This window comes from Paraburkholderia unamae (assembly GCF_003096875.1).
Lineage (GTDB): Bacteria > Pseudomonadota > Gammaproteobacteria > Burkholderiales > Burkholderiaceae > Paraburkholderia > Paraburkholderia unamae.
In genome coordinates, this window is the sequence record NZ_QEOB01000018.1 from 151,038 (window position 1) to 170,009 (window position 18,972).

The 18,972-nt window shown below is 65.0% G+C and carries 14 protein-coding genes; 2 read left to right on the forward strand and 12 right to left on the reverse strand.

From position 1 onward, the window contains the following. Positions 1–66: 66 nt before the first annotated feature. Positions 67–651 (reverse strand): hypothetical protein, encoded by a 585-nt coding sequence (locus tag C7402_RS32390; protein ID WP_116613564.1) that lies wholly within the window; start codon positions 649–651, stop codon positions 67–69. Positions 652–680: 29 nt separating this feature from the next. After that, entirely contained in the window at positions 681–1,208 is a 528-nt protein-coding gene (locus C7402_RS32395; protein ID WP_116613565.1) for an OmpA family protein, read from the reverse strand. A 1,084-nt stretch (positions 1,209–2,292) separates the two neighbouring features. Here C7402_RS32395 and C7402_RS32400 point away from each other — a divergent pair. Beyond that, positions 2,293–2,646 (forward strand): hypothetical protein, encoded by a 354-nt coding sequence (locus C7402_RS32400; protein ID WP_133254601.1) that lies wholly within the window; start codon positions 2,293–2,295, stop codon positions 2,644–2,646. Between the two features lie 70 nt (positions 2,647–2,716). Next, entirely contained in the window at positions 2,717–3,496 is a 780-nt protein-coding gene (locus C7402_RS32405; protein WP_116613567.1) for a glycosyltransferase family 2 protein, read from the forward strand. On the opposite strand, the gene C7402_RS32410 is transcribed toward C7402_RS32405, so the two are convergent. From C7402_RS32410 to tssH, 10 genes are read right to left on the reverse strand one after another with little or no spacing between them, the layout of a single operon-like run. Further along, entirely contained in the window at positions 3,493–4,413 is a 921-nt protein-coding gene (locus C7402_RS32410; RefSeq protein WP_116613568.1) for a hypothetical protein, read from the reverse strand. The two genes, C7402_RS32405 and C7402_RS32410, sit on opposite strands and share 4 nt — an antisense overlap. Before the next feature lie 9 nt (positions 4,414–4,422). Further along, entirely contained in the window at positions 4,423–5,019 is a 597-nt protein-coding gene (locus C7402_RS32415; protein ID WP_116613569.1) for an OmpA family protein, read from the reverse strand. Positions 5,020–5,021: 2 nt separating this feature from the next. Then, the gene (gene tagF / locus C7402_RS32420; protein WP_116613570.1) at positions 5,022–5,738 is read right to left on the reverse strand and encodes a type VI secretion system-associated protein TagF; all 717 of its coding nucleotides are present in this window, start codon (positions 5,736–5,738) and stop codon (positions 5,022–5,024) included. Next, entirely contained in the window at positions 5,735–9,286 is a 3,552-nt protein-coding gene (tssM, locus tag C7402_RS32425; RefSeq protein WP_116613571.1) for a type VI secretion system membrane subunit TssM, read from the reverse strand. The genes tagF and tssM overlap by 4 nt, the downstream gene beginning before the upstream one ends. A 40-nt stretch (positions 9,287–9,326) precedes the next feature. Then, complete coding sequence (locus C7402_RS32430) at positions 9,327–10,616, reverse strand: DotU family type VI secretion system protein (protein WP_116613572.1); 1,290 nt, start codon at positions 10,614–10,616, stop codon at positions 9,327–9,329. Between the two features lie 44 nt (positions 10,617–10,660). Further along, positions 10,661–11,995, reverse strand: coding sequence for a type VI secretion system baseplate subunit TssK (tssK, locus tag C7402_RS32435; protein WP_116613573.1), 1,335 nt, complete (start codon positions 11,993–11,995; stop codon positions 10,661–10,663). A 22-nt stretch (positions 11,996–12,017) separates the two neighbouring features. Next, on the reverse strand, positions 12,018–13,796 hold the full coding sequence (tagH, locus tag C7402_RS32440; protein WP_244314997.1) for a type VI secretion system-associated FHA domain protein TagH: 1,779 nt from the start codon (positions 13,794–13,796) through the stop codon (positions 12,018–12,020). A 46-nt stretch (positions 13,797–13,842) separates the two neighbouring features. Further along, a complete protein-coding gene (locus C7402_RS32445) occupies positions 13,843–15,825 on the reverse strand; it encodes a type VI secretion system Vgr family protein (protein ID WP_116613574.1) in 1,983 nt (660 codons plus the stop codon). Position 15,826: 1 nt separating this feature from the next. After that, positions 15,827–16,216, reverse strand: a complete 390-nt coding sequence (locus tag C7402_RS32450; RefSeq protein ID WP_116613575.1) for a DUF4280 domain-containing protein — start codon at positions 16,214–16,216, stop codon at positions 15,827–15,829. Between the two features lie 43 nt (positions 16,217–16,259). Continuing rightward, positions 16,260–18,968, reverse strand: coding sequence for a type VI secretion system ATPase TssH (tssH, locus tag C7402_RS32455; RefSeq protein WP_116613576.1), 2,709 nt, complete (start codon positions 18,966–18,968; stop codon positions 16,260–16,262). Positions 18,969–18,972: the final 4 nt, after the last annotated feature.

The following is an 18,972-nucleotide window of genomic DNA, read 5'->3' on the forward strand; positions in this document are numbered from 1 at the left end:
TAATATCATAATTTTTTTGATAAACTCGTCGGTATGAAAATCGCCTGACGTCCTTCACTCCGCGCGTCATAGATACCAGAGCGGATCGCCGGCATCTCGCAGCCGTCGGGCCGAAAGCAGAAGATCAACGCCTCCGGTCCACTGCGGCACCGGATTGTGCATCGCCGCAGCCAAATCTGCGATGTTCTCTGCGCTCAGGTCGGTGTTGGGGCCAACGGTCGCTTGGGCAAGACCGTTGCGTGTATGCAAACCATTTCCCGTGACCAATTTGTTGTGCATGAGTTCGTGAAAGGCGAGCTTAGCGAGCAGGTCGGGTTCGAGCGACTTGGCATAAACCTCAGAGGCGGCCACAGTGACGCGACCGTTGGCGGTCTGGAACTGCGTATAACCCCAATGACTCACCGCTAGCGGATCGACTGGTTTTCCAAAAAAGCGCGACACGACTGAGTATTCGACAGGCGTGAAGTAAACCAGTAGATCAAGCGGCGTTGGCGTCGGCGCGGCCGGAATCCAGGCGACCAAAATCTTTTCGGCGGGACGCATCGCCCGGCCGACGCGATCGAAATAGCCCTGAAGCTGCTGATTCACCTTTAAATACAGGTCAGGCTTGCCGAGACACACAAGCGGATCGAGCAAGAATACGGTGGACATCGATCATCCTTCGACGGGCCGAGCCCGTCTCAATTCGTCCCGCAATGCGGCAGCCCGAGCCAAGTGACTACCAGGCTGATTTCGATGCGACGGTTCTCGCGCATTTGCTGTTCGTTTAGGGCATTAGCGTGGCGCGGTTTGGCGTTACCGATGCCGAATGCCAGGTAGCGAAAGGTCTTGGCATAATGCGCGCCGCATGATTGCGTAATCAATTCCTGGATCAAACTCTGTGCCGCCGCGGTCGCACGCTTCTGGCTGATATCAAGTTCGAACGAAGCGCGCTCTTGTAGCGGTTTGCGCAACGCCTTATCAGCATGGCCAACGATGATTGCCGCTGCCACCGGCTGGAGGGTAACCTGGCTTCTTGCAATAGCGATTACGGCGTCGCGGAGGATCCGCTGCTGCTCCGGTGCTAGCGTAGTGGGTCCCGTGGCGTATTCTGGAAATCCGGAGATTGTGAAATCGGGGTGCAGTGCCGTTTTGGCGAGCATCGCAAGGCTGTTGGTCGAGCGCAGTGACAGACAATCCATCCGCAACATAAAGGTACCCTCCGCCATGCCTTGAAGATCGCCCCCGCGCTTCCGTATGGCTTTTCGCTATGTCCTCTGTGGGCCTCCCCAAATAGCGAAGTCCAGTCAGCTTTGACTAATCGATCGAAGTGCCTTGTCGGTCGCTACATCATCGACACGCACCACCAGTGCATTGGTCGGAGAGTTCAGGTCCACGCCGACGATGTTACGGACCTTCTCGACGAAGAACGGGCTCGTGGACAACTTGAATTCTTTTGTGCGACGGGTTGCACACCGAACAAGTCGAAGTGGCGCGAAACGGGGATTTTGGCTATGCCAGTTTCCTACGTTGCTGCACGAACACCCCAGTGTGTCGAACTCGAGGCCGTTACACGCCGGACCTTGCTGAGCAACTCCGCAACCGCCTCATCGTCATGCGTACGGGGGCTGCCGAATTTCGCTTGAATGCTGAGACCAACCAAGCATTGCGCGGCGAGTCGCATTTTCCAATACGTCGCCACTGGCGGCATGCCTCTCCATCACTGTAGGCGACGCGAGACCTAGTGTCACACCTTTTTATGGTATAGAGCTCTCACAGAGAGCTTCTTGAGTTGAAACATTGGACACTGAGCTTTGGTTTATTACAGTGGTAGAGGCTTATCCTCGAACCCGTTGACTAAAAGAAGTTGATACCGCGTGGACAATGTCAGAAATGGTCTGTCCCGCAGACCTCCTTGAGGCAAACATCGAGGCCTCTGATCAACGGATTACGCGAAAAGTGATCGTCCGTGCCCCCATAGTGAAGTCAATTAAAGCTCCGCGTAGTTCGGGCGTTACTCGTTTCGATGACGATTTGATCCAATGACCGAAAAATCGGGCATCCGCGGCCGTGGGCTGTCGAGTCCACGCTCCCGGCATTCAATCGTTGCCTGAGCGCGCCACGGTCGGCAGAACTCATGCTGGAGAGACCACGTCGCAATACGCTCGGCGAACGTGCACTTGTCGCGTCACGCGCCGAATGAGGGGCACCAATGAAACAAATGCATTTCGCTGTGCACTCTCTACTGCTACATTGATCCCTGCATTCTCTCTCCCAGCAGTTCCTGATTTGTCAGCTCATAAGGTGACTCGTATGGCCTGGACGAACTGGAAGCTATGGTCTGGAAACGTCATTAATACGCGGGTAAGAGTACCGGCCAGCGGCATGGCTGCGTACGGCCCCTCCCACAATCCTTTGACGCTCGAAGCCGGTGCGATCGGCACGGTCGTCAACATCCTGCGTGAAGGCGCAGCAAAGCCGGACTACGTGAGATTCAAAGGCTCGCTCAACTATTCGCTGGCGGCAGAAATTTTATTCAGAAAGGTCGATAACTCCGAGTCTATGTGGAAACACTTCTTCATAACGCAGATGAAGAACGACGAATGCGTGGTGGTTATTCCTTATCCGCCACTTGACAAGCTCGAGATTGAATATGAGCCAAGGTGAAACTTCCCACTCAGCCCCGAGCCTCGCCACGAATTGCTTGTTCCCTGTGAGTCACTCTCCGGTTCAACTCATGCCACCAATCTCAATCATCATCCCCTGCTTCAACGCGACCTCGACCCTGCCGCGCACTCTCGAAAGCTGCATGATCCAGCCGGAGGCGGCTGAGATCATCGTCGTGGACGACGCCTCGACCGATGAATCAGCCGAGGTCGTCCGGCGCTACACGCAACGCGACGCCCGCATCGCGCTTTTACACATGCCCGTCAACGGCGGCTCCGCGCGCGCGCGCAACTGGGCAGCGTTGCACACGTCGCAGCCGGTGCTGGCCTTCGTCGACGCCGACGACGAGTATTTCCCCGGCGCGCTCGGCGCCGCCAACCAGTTTCTCAATCAAAATCCTGACGCCGCATCCGTTCGGCTCGATGTCGAATACGCTGGATTCCCCGAAGAAATCGTCAAGCACCCTGATTTCGAAAAATATGCGGCAACGCTCAGCAATACCATTCCGAGCAGTCTGATCATTCGGCGTGCCGTCTATCTCGCGATGGGCGGCTTCCCGATGGGCGAATTCTTTCGCCAACACGGCGGCTACGACGGCGCACTTTCCTGGGCTCTGTCGAGAATCTTCGGTAATCCAAGGCTCATCGACACGAAGCGCGTGCGTATGCACCATCACGCACGCAGCCACGCCACAGACTTCTTCAGGGTCAGCATGGGAATGCATACGCCGGACCCGCGCCACGTTCTCGAGTCAATCCGTCTCTCATCACAGTTCGTTGCGGCAACAGAATCGGCTATCAGGCAAATGGCCGAAATGAGCCGGCTCGGCACAGGCAACGCTAAAAGCTAGGGCTGCGGGTTCCGCACGCTTTGTTCCAGCCCACGCCTCACCTGGGCAATGTCCACGCCCCCCGCGCCCGGTAGATCCATGAGCGGCATATAAAGCGCAGGCGTATGCAGCAAGTAAGCCTGTAGTTCGTCTATCACGATGCGATCGCTCGGATCGTAGCCCATGCCCGCCAGTTCCTGGGTCAGCGCCGCACGCTCGGTGTAGCTCAACTGATGCCACCAGAAAGTGCGGCACGCATGCGCGTACGCGGGGTCGGAGAAATAGCGCCAGTGCCCCAATTCGTGGCTCAGGATCGCGGCGCGCACAGCCGGATCGATAACCTCACCCGCCGGACCCGTGCCAGTCGCCGGAATCGTGATGAGAAAATCGCGCGTCGAGGCGGCGCGCCACATGCCGTTCTCCTCGCGTATCAGCCTCCATCGCACCAGCGTGTCTTGCAGCGAACGTTCGCCGTCGGTGAGTCTCACGTGCTGGCGCCGCGCGACCTCGAAGAAGTTCGCGATCTGCGCGGTGCTGAAGTTGTTGCCGGCCGTGAGGCCGGCGGGATCCTCGCCAAAGCGTTTCGCGTTCACGGCCACCGCGTTCATGGTCACGACGCGGTCGCGCGGCATGTCGCGCCGCTCGGTCAACGCGACGATACGGGAGAACATGGCGCCCTGCACCGCGAGGCTCGGCGCGTGCATGACGTAGAGGCCCGGCTGGTCGGTGATCTCGAAGAGCTTCAACCTCGGTTGCTCGGGCAACGACGCTTCGAGTTGCGCGAGTGGCACGCGCTGCACGGCGAGCGCTGGCTCGCCGGACTCCTGCTGCGCGCCCTGCACCCCGGCCGACGGCAAGACGCCCACCCACGCACCGCAAAACACGCACGCCAGCACGAGACTGGCAGCGCGCACGCGCCTTCGGAAAACGGCAGTCATATGCGGCACTCATTCGGTCACTGTCAGGATCGTCACGCGGCGATTCTCGGGTGCCGCCGGGTTGCGCGCATTGAGCGGCTCAGTCGAGCCTTTTCCGATCGCGCTCAGGCGCTCGGGCGCAATACCGTCCTGTTGCGTGAGGTAATCCACCACCGCCTGCGCGCGCTCCTGGGACAGCGTCATGTTGGCGTCGGGGCTGCCGCGCGGGTCGGCGTGACCTTCCACGCGGAATTTGTAAGCGGCCAGTTTGTCGGATTGCAGCGCGCGCGCAACCTTGTCCAGCGCAGCGCGAGCGGAGTCCGTGAGCGTCGTCGAATTGGTCCCGAACGTGATCAGCATCTGCGCCGAAGGCGGCTTCGCCGGCCTTGCCGGTGAAGCCGCCGCGCCGGGCTTCTGGTTCGACAACACGAAGCCGCGGGTGAGCACGTCTCCTGTCGAGGCGGGCGGCGTGAGCGCATGGGTGATCGACTGCTCGTTGATGTCTTTTTCCTTCATCACGTCCGTCTGGGCGTAAGCCTCGCTCACCACCACGAGGATGCTGGAGAGGAGTGAGAGCGCGCACGCACGGCGCGAGGTCAAAAGCCGGGTTTGCATGAGGCCTGACATGGTTAATCTCCGATACGTCCGTTCCCGTTACGCTGCGCGCTCGCGCGCCGCAGCGGCACCACCGTTTGCCACGCCGCGTCTGCGCGATCGAGCAGATCCGCGAAACGCGGCCCATCCAGAAGGCCCGCGCCGATGCGCAGCGTCGCGGGCACCTCATCCGACCCCTCGGTCCACCACACGCTCGTGCCGGGCGCGATGCCTGCCGCGAGGGACGCGCCGAACGGCTCCCTGCTATCCGGTGCACGGGCGCACTCCATGCGCCACGGCGCCGCCTGCGCATCTGCCCTCACCTGCTGCATGCCGTTCAGCGCCACGAGGCTGGTGTCGAACGCTTCGAGCTGGAAATCCGCGGCAAGCGTGGAAAGCGCGAACTGGGCGGCCGTATCGAACCACGCCTGCGCCGCGTTCAGCCACGTGGCCAGCGCGTCGCCTTCGTATGCCATTGCAATCGTGAGCGGGAAATACCGCCCCACGCGATCCACACCCGGCATCAACACGCCCGCCCACGCGCTCGCACCGCACAGGCCCGGCGCAAGCACGAAATTCCACAGGGGCGCGTTCAGGTAGATCGGCAACCACTGCGGACCGAAGCACGCGCGCGCGTGCAGCATGCCGGCTTGCAGGCTGCGATCCCAAGGATCGACGAACGCCGCGGGCAGGCGCCGCGTCACGAAATCGCCATGCGTGCGGACCTTGCCGAAAAAACCAGGCGCGCTCATAGATGATCCGGACACCGAAACTGGTCGAGCACGCCTCGCCGGAACGGGTTCGTCACACTGCTCGCGTCGAGTTCGAGGTCGACGCGACGACCGTCCGAAACAAAGCTCATTCTGAACCGATCCGGCTGACCGGCCTGCTGAAGGTTCGCCGTGTCCATCAGATGCAGCAGCGCCCACGGTCCGTCCGCGTGCGGTGCGCTGCCGCCGCCGGGCGGCGTAAATTCGACATGGGCCTGGTTCGTGCCCTTGCCGCTTGGCCACTGGAAACCCATGCCCTCGGTCGCGCCTGGCTTCGCCACCCACTGCTGGCCGTCGATGTCGAGCGTAAACTGCGTAAGCGACGGGTCGATCGCAACCGGCTTGACCGTAAAGCGCACCGACACATCGCGACCGCCCGCGCGGAACAGCGCGTCGCGTATTTGTGCCGCGCGCTGGAACTGCAACAGCACATCGTCTGGAATGCCAATCGATTCCGAGCCCTGGCGCCAACGCCAGGTTGGACCCGACATGTCGACGTAGTTCTGCAAGTTCTTCTGGAAGAAGTCGTCGATCAATCCGCCCGGCGCGAGCAGGCGGCCGAAGTCATCGGGCGTGGCGTCGCGCGTCGAGGCGCGCACGAGCGGATAACGCCCATCCAGCGCCTGCTTGCAAAGTTGCCCGACATTGGCGAGCCACAGCGCGTTCAGCCGCGCGCGTTCTCCGCCCGCCATGAGTGCCGTCGCGCCCGTCGAGACGTCGCTTACGACAGCCGCAAGCGGCGCGGGCGCGCCCTGCGAGGCGAGCTTGAGCTTGCTGATCGCATCGGCGGGCGGCGGCGGGAGGCCCTGGCGGCGCGCCGTGTCGGCGGCCTGAAGGTAGGTGGCCGCGTCCTTGAGCGCCGCGAGCTGCGTATCGAGCGGAGATGGCCCCTGCGCGCCGGGCTTGCCGACGAGGTCGTGCAAGGGCTGAAAGTGCGCGTCAACCGGATTGATCTGCGCGGGCGCGGGCGCAGCGCCGCTGTCGTCGGGCTGATTGCCGAGCGCCGATTCGAGCCGCTTTTTCATCGCGTCGATCTTGCCGCCCAGCACCGCGCCGGCCTGCGCCGCGAGCGTGACGTCGCCGATGTTGCCGAGCGTGGTCTCCTGCGCGGCCGCAACCATCACCGCCCGCAGCGGCGAATCCGCGTTGCCCAACGCATAGGCCACGCGCGCGCCCTTGTCGATACCGTCGAACGGCACGACGTCGATGTCGCCAAGCAACGCATCCCACTCGCGGATGTACTCGTCGTAGTAGAGCTGCGTCATCGCGCTCTTCACGTCCTCGGCGGCCTGCGGCGTGAGCACCTGCTCGTCGCGGCCGAGCACCCAGTTGTCGCGCGCAATGTCGAGCACGGCGGCATCGCGCAGCGAGAGGAACTTGCGGTAGCCCGCACGCGTATAGGCCCCCGGCACGCCACGCGTGAGCGGCGCACCGCTCTTGCGCGCGAGTACGAGCGAGGCGTTCTGGCCGGCCGCACCCGCCACGCTGAAGCCCGCCAGCTTTTCGGCGTCCAGATCGCGCTTGACCCGGTTGAACATGCGCTGCGCGAGCGGCATCCTGGCGAGATTCGTGCGCGCCTGCGCGACCAGGTCCTTGTCGAGCGGCAGCGACGGGTCGAAGAATGCCGGCTCGAACAGCGCGGCCAGATGCCCGTCGATATCGTTGCGCTGCGCATCGGTGGCGTCGCGCAGCGGTCCGCGCTGCCAGTCCACGTCCGCCCACAGGCGCACTGCGTCGGCATCGTAGTGGGTCGGGTCGCCGAGCATCAGGTAAGCGCGCAGCACCTCGTACTGATAGTCCGGATTGTTCGCGTCGCCGCGCCGCAACTCCTCTTCCATGCGGCGCACGACGAGCGGCAAGAGCGTTTGCCGCAACAGCCGCCGGTACGCCGACTGCGCCTCGACACCGAGCTTGTCGCCTTGCCACAGCCCGACCCTCGAAAGCCACGGCACGCTCGCGTCGCGCTGCGCGTAGCCGCCCGGCAGGTCGCGCGCCGCGTTCAGGAGCGGCAGCAGCGAGAGCGGATTGTCGCTCGCCTGAGCCCCCTGGGCGAGCTGCTGCAACGACTTCGCCTGCTGATCCACGCGGCCGATATACGCAACGTTGCGCTGATAGCTGACGAAAAACGCCGCGAGCGCAAACACCGTTGCGAGCCCGATCACACCGAGCGCGATGCGCTGCATCCATGCCCGGCGCCGCTCGAGCCGGCGGTTCGTGCCCGCCAGGCCCTCCTCCTGGAAAATGACGTCGCGCAGGAGGCGCGTGATGAAATAGGCGCGCCCGGCCGCGGCATCGGGCAGCACGACCTGCGCCTGCAAACCGAGCGCGACGGCAACGGCGCTCATGACACGGTCGATCGGACGACCCTCTTGTGTGCCGCTCGTGAAATACACGCCGCGCAGCAACACTGGCTGCTCATAGCGCGACGAGCTGAACGCCTCGTTCAGGAATGTCTGGAGCACCCCCCGCAGTCCCGCGAACTGCTGTGGAAAGCCGTAGGCGAGCGCGCGCCGCCGCGTATCCGTTTCCTGCTGCATGCGACGGAGCACGCGCGCCTGCAAGCGCTTTTCGAGCGCGTCGAACTGCTCCGGGAACTGCGCGAGCACGTCGCCGGGCTGGCCATTTTCGTCGAGTGCAAACGTCACGCCCCACACCTGCTCGCGCTCGTCGCGTCCAAGATCGTCGAAGAACTCGACGAATCCCGCCAGCAGGTCGCACATCGTCACGACCACGTAGACGGGAAAACGCGTGCCAAGCCGCTCGTACAGTTCCTTCAGCCGTTCGTGCACGGCATTGGCCTGCAATGCGCGCTGTGTATCCGACAATTGCAGCAAGTCGTGCACCGACAATGCGACGATCACGCCGTTCAGGGGCCGGCGCGGCCGGTATTTACGCAGCAACTGCAAGAAGCCGCTCCACGCGGCCTGATCGGCGGCGGCGAAGCTGTCCTGTGTGGTGAAGCGGCCTGCCGTGTCGAGCAGCACGGCTTCGTCGGTGAACCACCAGTCACAGTTGCGCGTGCCGCCTACCCCGCCCACCACGTTCTTGCCCAGTTGGGCGGAGAGGGGAAACTTCAGCCCCGAATGCGTGAGCGCGGTGGTCTTGCCGGTGCCCGGCGCGCCGACGAACATGTACCACGGCAACTGGTACACGTACTGGCTGCCGAAGCGCCCCTTCACGCGCGACTTGCGCAGGATCGCCATGGCCTCTTCGAAGCGTTGCCGCAGCGCGGCGACGTCCGCATCCGACTCCTGTTTGCCGGGCGCTGCCTGATCCGCGCCTTGCGTCACCACGCGCGTAAACGTGACATTGGCGAGCCGCGCGCGCAGCCAGCGCGCGACCCAGTACAGCGCCCACAGCAGAAACAGGGCGGCGACCACGATCCAGCGGCTCGTGGCCGATTCGAGCGGCGCGCTGCCCGCCCACGCGAAGAGCGGCCCCTCGATCCACACGATCAGCGCCAGCGCGATCACGCCCAGCAGCGACAGCACGATCCGGCGCTTAAGCCAGTTGACGAGCCTTTTGATCATGGCCGAGCCCCCCGTTCTGTTCCGATCGGTGCGATCGTCATCACGATGCGGCTCCCGGCGCGAGAATCTCGACCTCCACGCGGCGATTGCGCGCGCGGTTGGCCGCCGAATCGTTCGGCGCCACCGGTTCGGTATCGCCGCGACCCTCCGCGCTGAAGCGCGCGGGCATGCCCGTGCGGGCGGCGAGCAGGTCCTTCACCGTTTGCGCGCGCGCCTGCGAGAGGTGCCAGTTCGACGGGAAGCGCGCCGACATGAGCCGTTGATTGTCGGTATGCCCCGTCACGACCACGTTGCCTGTCACGGACTTCAGTGCGTCGCCAATGCGCTGCATGAGCGGCAGGTAGGTCGATGCAAGCTCGGCACTGCCCGAAGCGAAGAGTCCGTCGCCATTGATCGTGACGATCGTGCGGTCCGGCTTCTCGGTCACGGTCACGAGACCCTGGGCGATCTCGGGCGCGAGGAACTGCGAGAGCCTGGGCGCCAGCTTCGGCGCGGCCTCGATCTTCGCCGCGAGCACCGGCGGGGGCGCGACACGAACGCCATGGAGCGCCTCGAACACCATATCGGAAGCATCGTTCAGCCGGAACGCGAGCACGAGATGGACGACCACGAGCAGCACGCATGCCACGGCCGCCGCGACCCATAGCGGCACGAGTTGCAGGAGCGGCTTGCGTTCGGACTTCACGGGCTGCCATTGCGGCGAGAGGTCGCGCTCGGCTGCGCCGCGCTGCGCGCGGATCATCTGTTCGAGCCGTTCGCGCACCGCGTCGAGCTGCGTGCGCCCGCCGTCGATGAGCCGGTAGCGCCCTTCGAAACCGAGGCCCAGCATCACGTACATCAGTTCGAGCACGTCGATGTTCGCGGCCGGATTCTGTGCGAGGCGCTGCAAGATCAGGAAGAAGCGCTCGCCGCCCGACGCCTCGTTGTGGAAGGTCACGAGCAGGCTGTGGCTCGCCCATGCACCGGCCCCCCACGGCGTGCTCGCGATCGCTTCGTCGAGGAACGTGCAGAGGCAGTAGCGCGAAGCGCCAAGTTTCTCGTCGTCGTAGCCGCTTGCGCGACCCTGTGTCTCGAAGACGCGGATCATCTGAATCAGTTGCGTGCGCAACTGCTCGAGATCCGGGTGAGTCGGCAGGTGGCGCAGCGGCAGCGCGAGATCGATGAGCGGATTGGCGGCGCGCAAAAGCGGATTGAGGCCGCCCGCGCCGGCCGGAATGGGCGCGACCGCCGACGCCGCAGCCACAAAGGCGGCGCGAGCGCCGCCGGGCGTCGGGATCAGTATCGTGGCGCCGGGATCTTCACCGGCGCCACGCGATTCATCTTGGACCACGATGCACGTCCTCCTCAATCGGTGGCGTGGCCGCGCGCGAGGCGTCAGCGGCGGATCGCCCAGAATTCCATCGCGAGGCCCGGAAACTCACCCGCGACGTGCAGCGCCATGCCCGCCGACGTCGCGAACTGCTTCCACAGTTCGTTGCCGCGATCGAGTTCGAAATAGGTGAAGCCCGCGTGAAACGGCAACTGGCGCGGCGCCACGGGCAGCACCCGCAAGCCGATGCCCGGCAGTTGCAGGTTCACGAGGTCGCGGATGCGCTCGATGGGTCCGATCTTCACCTGAGGCGCGAAACCGGAAAGGATCGCTTCGGCGGGCATCTGCGCGCGCACGGCAAGCACGAACGTCGCCGCCGCGAAAAGGTTCTTGTCGGGCACGAGCGCGACACGCAGGCCGAACTTGCGTTCCTCGAGCGGGATCGGCACCGCATGCGGGTCCATCACCATGCTCAGCGATGCGCGCAGGTCATCGATCACGGGCGCGAATGTCTCCTTCAGGCGATCGTGGCGGTAGACGGGATAAGCGGGCGGCCGCTTGGTCTTCTGGCTAAAGGTGGCGAGTTCGCCCGCCAGTTGCACGACCACGCGATACAGCGCCTCGGGGTGGAGCCCTGTGATCGTCGAGAGATGCGCGGCAAGCGGTTCGTTGCGGTTGATGATTTCGAGCAACAGAAAGTCGGCCACTTCCGCGACGCCTGTCACGCCTGGCTGCACGAGCCGTGCCGCCAGCGCCTCGCCGCGCTGATGCAGCAGGCCCACGAGGTCGTCGGCGAACGCGGCGAGGCGCCGCGCCACGCGGTAGTCGAGGCACGGCGGGCTGTAGTCGGCTTCGAGCGTGATGCGGTTGTCGGGCTGGCGCTCGATCACGCGCGCCACGCCAAGCGTCGTATAGGCGTTGAGCACATCGGGCTCGAGCGCGAGGCGCACGCGCAGCTTGCCGATCTGCACGAGCGCCGGAATCGTGTTGGCGTCGTTGCTGTCGGCAACATCGATCTCCGTCCTGCGGTGACGGGCGAAGTTTTCCTCTGTCTCGCCATTCGCGGTTTCCGGCACACCGGGCCGGCGCACGGGCAGCGCAAGCGTCACGAGCTGGCCGCGTACGCCTTCCGGGATGTCCAGCGGTTCGGGCAGGTCATCGTCGGCGGGCAGGTTGAAGGGCGTACCGTCGGCGAAGACGCCCGAGCACGAGAGCAGCGCGAGCTTGCCTAGCTTGAGCGCCTGCTCGTCGATGTCGAGCGACGCGAAGCCCCACGCACACGGACGCAGGCCGCCCGCGCGGATTTCGAGCTGCGTTTGCAGATAGCGGTCATGTTGCTGCAAGTGCTGCGGTTGCAGGAACATACCCTCCGACCAGATGACTTTGCTGTTCCAGGACACGTTATTCCCGTATTCGTATGGGTCAGGTGGGATCCTTCTTCGACTTGGACGCCGCATCGCGCGCACGATGCATCGCTTCAACCTGCGCTTCGTAGGCCTCGTTGAACGCCTGGCCGAAGAGTTTCTGGAAATCCTCCTCGGCTTCGCGAACGATGCCCGCGCGCAATTCGACGAACCGGTCCCACAGCTTCGCCTTGCGGTTCGACAGCACGCGGTCCAGCACCCCCTGCTCGGCAAGCTGCGCTTCGAGCGCGGCCGGATCGAAGCGCGCGAGCACCTGGGCAAGCGCCGCGCGCATGCCCACGAGCACGGCGAGTTCATGCGACTCGATATCGACGAACGCGCGCGCAACCGCTTCGTCCGGCGGCAGGTAGCCGCTCGTGCGGCCCGTGAGCATCTGGGCGAGCGCACTGTCGACATCGGGAAAGAACTTCAGCGGGTTGTTGTCGCGCTCGACGATCACCGTCGTGCCGAGCCGCGCCTCGCGTTTGGTCATCGAACGCGCGCGCAGCACCGACATCGTGCCGCGCAGCGACTCGCGCAGCATCATGCCGGCGAGACGCGCGAAATCGGCGGCGGGCAGGTTCGGCGTGCGCGCAGGATCGAGGCCCAGGCCCTCGTAGAGCGCGGCGAGCACGCCTTCATCGATCCCGGACGCAAGCGGTCGGCCCTGGGACGACGGTTGAGGCGATGTGGCCGGCGCGGGCGGTTGCGCCGGGCTTTGGGCTGGTGCTTCGCGTGCGGCGGGGCTGGAAGCCGGGGCGCGATCCGGCTCGCCTTCGAGTGCCCGCTTGCCGAACACGTCGGCGGCTTCAGGCGGACCCGAGTCCAGCTTCACGCGTGCTTGCGCAGGCGCCGCGCTCGGGACCACCGGCACGACCGGCGAGAACAGATCGTCGAACGGCGTAGCCCCACCAGGGACGGGATCGCCCAGCAGCCCCGCCGGCAAGCCCGTGGGCCCGCCAGGCGCCGGGATCGCAGCGCCCGTGAACGGCGCGGCGAACGGATCGAGCGGCGGCGCGGCCGCTGGCGTCACCGGTGCCGCAATACGCGCATGCACGACCGAAGGCAACGCGGCCTGGCCAGTCGGCGAGAATGGCCCTGGCGTTTGCGCGGTGCCGCCCGACGACTCCCACTGCGCCAGCGCATCGGCCAGCGGATCGTAGTTGGCGGGAATACCGCCGGCCGCGTGTGCCGAAGCCGGCGATGCAGTCAGCGTAGGCGGCGCGAATGCCTGCAACTCGGGCGAAACATGATCGCTCTCCGACCCCGCGAAGCCGGGCCTCGCCGCAATGCGCTCGCTCGCGCCGAAGCTCGCCTGGCCGAGCGCGTCGAGTCCGCCCATGCCCGCCGCGCCAAGAGGGCTACCTGGCAGGCCCGCGTCCGGCGCGCTTAGTGCCGCGCCGCCGAGCACCTGTGCCGTGGCGAGCGGATCGCGCCCGAACGGCCGCGCGTCGCCAGGCATGCCGCCTTCGACGAGCGCCACTTCAATGAGGTACGCGCCAATCATCAACTGGTCGCCATGCGTGAGCCGCGCTTCACGGGTGCCCCCCAACGCACGCCGGTTCAACACACTGGGATTCGCACCAAGATCGCACAACAGATAGTCGCCGCCGCGGCATTCCACGCGCGCGTGGACGCGCGAAATCGCGCGCTGCTGGTCGGGCAGCACGAGTGTGCAGGTGGTCGCGCGGCCGATCGTGCCGCCGTCCGGGCCAAAGCGCACCGTGATCGGCTCGGCAAGCGGCTCGTCGTTGTACTTCGCCACGCTTAGCGTGAGCAGCGGATTCGTGATTTGCATCCCCGTACCCTGGTTGCCGTATTGGCTCATTGGCGCCACGCCCTCTCTACGAGTCTACTTTCTTCGTGCCATCGTCGGCGTCCGTGGGATCGACGGGCGCGGTGGGCGACGCCCCCGCTCCCGAGCCGGCGGAGCCCCCCGAGTTCAACTGGATCGGCGTGCCCTGTACAGAAACGGGTCCGGGCTCGATTACCACGAACGCGCCGCCCACCTTGAGCGTGATGCCCGTCTGGGCTTCGATCACGATCGACCCGCTGGCCGCGAGGTGAATGTTGCCGGTCACGGAAAGCGCGTAGTTGCCGCTCACCTGCTCCTGCTGATCTCCCTTGACGGTCAGCGACGCGTTGCCGTCCACCTGCGCGTTCTGATTGCCGACCACGTGATCGTGACGGTTGCCGCCGACCGAGACGTGTTCGTCCACCTTCACCTTGAGATGGCGGTCGTTGCCTATATTCATCAGCGAGTCGTTGATCACCCACGTTTCGTGATCTTTCTGGGCGTGAAAGAACAATTGCTCGTTGCCCTTGGCGTCCTTGAAGCGCACTTCGTTGTAGCCGCCGCCGCCCGTCGTGCTGTTGCTCTTGATCGTCGAGACCGCCGAATCGTCGGGCAGCTTGTAGGGCGGCATGAGACTCGCGTTGTACACGCTGCCCGTCACGACCGGCTGGTCCGGGTCGCCCTCGATGAATTCCACGAGCACTTCGTGGCCGATGCGCGGCAGGAAGAACGCCCCCCACTGGTTGCCGGCCCAACCCTGCGCCACGCGCACCCAGCAGCGGTTCATGTCCGATTTCGTCGGCGACGCCGGCATCAGTTGCTCCCAATGGAACGCCACCTTGATACGGCCATACGAGTCGGTCGTGATCTCGGCCCCGCTCTCTCCCACCACGACCGCCGTTTGCGGACCGCTCGCCACCGCGCGTGGCGTCGTGCGCGCCGAGCGGAACTGATTCGACTTGCGCAACGCCGTAAAGGCGCAGTCGAACAAAGCGGGTTGCGCGCCGGCCGCGAAGGTCGAGACATAGGTGTCCGAATTGATCTCGTAGCTCGCGCTCACCACGAGATAGCTGTCGTTCTGCGCATCGGAGGGATGGCCGTTCAGCCGGAACAGGCCGCCGGGCCAGACGCCGCGCGCAGTCGAGCGCCCCTCGACGATCTCGTTGCGCGACTGGTGAATCTCGGCGCCCACGCGCGCGTAGCGGTCGCCCTCGCTCGCCTCCGTATAGCCCGACAAATGCTCCTGCCCTGTGTAGCTCGCCGGATCGTAGGGCTGCGTGCGCGTCGCGCGCGACTTGAGCCCCTGGTGGAGGCTCGCAGACGGCTTCTGGAAGTCGTAGTCGTTCGTCTCGTAGAACCCGGTTTGCAGTTCGCCGCCGAGACGCCAGTGGTAAATGCACTCGCGCTCCTTCCACGCGGTTTCGGCCGGGTCATAGGCGATCGCATCATAGTGCGAAATGGGCGTGTGCACGTCGCCGGAGTCGGCCAGCACCATCGTGTGCTTGCCGCTTTCGTGCTCGAAGTAGTAATAGATGCCCTCGTGCTCCATGAGCCGGCTCACGAACGCGAAATCGGTCTCGCGATACTGTGCGCAATGCTCGCGTTTCGGATAGGTCGTCGTGCAGCGGTTGACCATGTCGACCTGGTACTCGTCAAGGACCGTCTTGACGATGTCCGTCACCGTCATTTCGTGAAAGAAACGGTAGTGCGAGCCTCGTGTCAGCAGCCAAAGCCGTGGCCGCACGATCGCTTCGTAGCGGCTCATACTGCCGTAGATGCCCTTGCCCGCCGAGGACATGCGAAACATCGTGACGATCCCGTTGAATTCGCGCGTGGGCCCCGATGGCAGCGTCAGCTCCACCGACAGGTCCTGCCCGAGCATCTCGCCGGGCGTGAGGCCGCCCGACAGGCAAAGCAGGTCCAGGCGGTACTCGCTCAGACGTCCGAGCTCATCGCCACCCACCATGCGCAGCAGCATGAGTTCGGCGCTCGCGCCTGAGCATTTGACAGTGACATGACGGTCTGCGGGCATATCAGGGAATCATGGTTTTCACGGTGGCGGGATTGACGATCGTGACGACGCCCCCCCAGTTGCACATGCAGGTCGACACGTTGTCGAGGGAAGGCTGATTGCCGAGTAAAACGGTGGGCGCGCCGGGCGCCCACGGCGAGTACGTCGCCGGGATGCAGGGCTGCGGCGTGAGCACGCCCATCGCCGCCGCGGTGGCCGCCGCTACCTGAGGATTGGCGGGCGACGTGCAGACGCCGAACGGCATGATGTTGACCATCGGAATATGGTCCATGATGTTCGCGGCGGGCGGCCCCTCGCCCATGACTTCGTTCACCGGCAGGACGACGAGGCTCGACGGCGCCACACCGAAAGAGCACTGAAGCGTCGCCCCCATGCTGACCTGTTGCGGCATCTCTATCCTCCTTCACGCAAGTTTCGCGGCAAGCGCCGCGGGTTCAGTCGAACGTATAGGTGAACTCGCCTTCGTGAGCGCCAACCTGCACCTTCTTCACCGCCTCGCCGCGCATCATGCGCGTGAGGAACTCGGTTGAAACGCGCGGCAACAACGTGTTCGTGAGAATCGCGTCGATCATGCGGCCGCCGCTCTCGAGTTCCGTGCAGCGGCTTGCAATCAGTTTGACGACGTCCTCGTCGTAGACGAACGGCACCTTGTGCGAGAGGCGCAGCCGCTTTTCGATGCGCCCGAGCTGTAGCCGGATGATCGCGCCCAGCATCTCGTCCGAGAGCGGGTAATACGGAATCGTCACGACGCGGCCGAGCAGCGCCGGCGGGAATACCTTCAAGAGCGGGTCGCGCAACGCCTTGGCGATCCCCTCCGGACCGGGCATCAGTTCGGGATCCTTGCAAAGATTCGTGATGAGGTCGGTGCCCGCATTGGTCGTGAGCAGGATGAGCGTGTTCTTGAAGTCGATCACGCGGCCTTCGCCGTCCTCCATCCAGCCCTTGTCGAACACCTGGAAGAAGATTTCGTGCACGTCCGGGTGCGCCTTCTCCACCTCGTCGAGCAGCACGACGCTGTACGGGCGGCGACGCACGGCCTCGGTGAGCACACCGCCCTCGCCATAGCCGACGTATCCGGGCGGCGCGCCCTTGAGCGACGACACGGTATGCGCCTCCTGATACTCGCTCATGTTGATCGTGATGACATTCTGTTCGCCGCCATAGAGCACTTCGGCGAGCGCGAGCGCGGTCTCGGTTTTGCCGACCCCCGACGTGCCCGCAAGCAGGAACACGCCGATCGGCTTGTTCGGATTATCGAGGCCCGCGCGCGAGGTCTGGATACGCCGCGCGATCATCTCGGTCGCATGGCCCTGGCCGATGATGCGGCGGTTCAGGTTCTCCGCCAGCTTCAGCACGTTTTCGATCTCGTTGCGCACCATGCGCCCCACGGGAATGCCGGTCCAGTCCTGTACCACCGAGGCCACAGCCTGACGATCGACGGTCGGCAGAATCAGCGGATCCTCGCCCTGGTGGCTCGCCAGCGCCGACTGGAGTTCGCGCAGTTCGGCTCGCAACGCTTCGGCATCGGGCCCGGCGTCCGCCTGGGCTTCGACACCCGCCTGCGCCTTGTCGTCCGCGCGACCCTCCACCTTGCCGGTCTGCTCGCGCAACTGGGCCCGCAACGCCAGGATGCGGGACACGAGCCCCTTCTCCTTCTCCCAGCGCGTTTCGAGCTCCGCAAGACGGGCGCGCTCGGCTAGCAGTTTTTCGGCGGCCGCGGACTCGCGCTCCGCCGTCTCGATGCCCACGGCCTTCTCGCGCGCGATGATCCCGAGCTCCGTTTCGAGCGCGCCGATGCGCTTGCGTGCGTCATCGACCGAAGGCGGCGTGGCGTGCTGGCTCACGGCCACGCGCGCGCACGCCGTGTCGAGCAGGCTCACCGACTTGTCGGGCAACTGGCGCGCCGGAATATAGCGGTGCGAAAGACGCACGGCGGCTTCGAGCGCTTCGTCGAGCACCTGCACCTTGTGATGCTGCTCCATCGTCGAGGTGATGCCGCGCATCATGCGGATCGCCTTTTCTTCGTCGGGCTCGGGCACCTGGACGACCTGAAAGCGCCGCGTGAGGGCCGGGTCCTTTTCGATGTGCTTCTTGTACTCGGCCCACGTCGTGGCGGCCACGGTGCGCAGCGTGCCGCGCGCGAGCGCGGGCTTGAGCAGGTTCGCGGCGTCGCCAGTGCCCGCCGCACCGCCCGCGCCCACGAGCGTATGCGCTTCGTCGATGAAGAGGATCACCGGTTTTTCCGAGGCCTGCACCTCCTCGATCACCTGGCGCAGCCGGTTCTCAAACTCGCCTTTCATGCTCGCGCCCGCCTGGAGCAAGCCAACGTCGAGCGTGCGCAACTGCACGTCGCGCAGCGTCGGCGGCACGTCGCCCGCCACGATGCGCTGCGCGAAGCCCTCCACCACGGCCGTCTTGCCGACGCCGGCCTCGCCCGTGAGAATCGGGTTGTTCTGGCGGCGGCGCATGAGGATGTCCACGACCTGGCGGATTTCCTCGTCGCGGCCCACGATCGGGTCGAGCTTGCCGTTGCGCGCCTGCTCCGTGAGATCGGTCGTGTAGCGGCGCAGCGCCTCCTGCTTTCCCATCGCGGCGGGCGGCACCGTACCGTCGGCTTCGGCGCCTTCCGGCGTGCTGGCGCGGAATCCATCGTTCGCGCTCATGGCCGCTTCCGGGGAGTCGCCGAGCAGCGTGTCGAACTCGTCGCACAGTGTTTCGAGCTTCACCTGCTCGAACTGCCGCGAAATGCCATAAAGCGCGTTGCGCAACGACGGCGTTTTGAGCAGCCCCACCACGAGATGCCCGGTGCGCACCTGCGACTCGCGGAACATGAGCGAGCCGAACACCCACCCGCGCTCCACGGCCTCCTCCACCTGCGAGGAAATGTCGAGCGACGACGCCCCGCGCGGCAGGCGGTCGAGCGCCTCGGTCAGGTCACGCGCGAGCCGGGCCGGGTCCATCCCGAAGTGGCGCACGACGCGATGCAAGTCCGAGTCCTGCAATTGCAGGATCTGGTGGAACCAGTGCGCAAGCTCGATATAGGGATTCCCGCGCAGGCGGCAAAACGTATTCGCGCTTTCCAGCGCGCGAAAGCCCAGTTTGTTGAGCTTGCCAAAGAGCGCAGCGCGTTTGATTTCGGCCATGGCT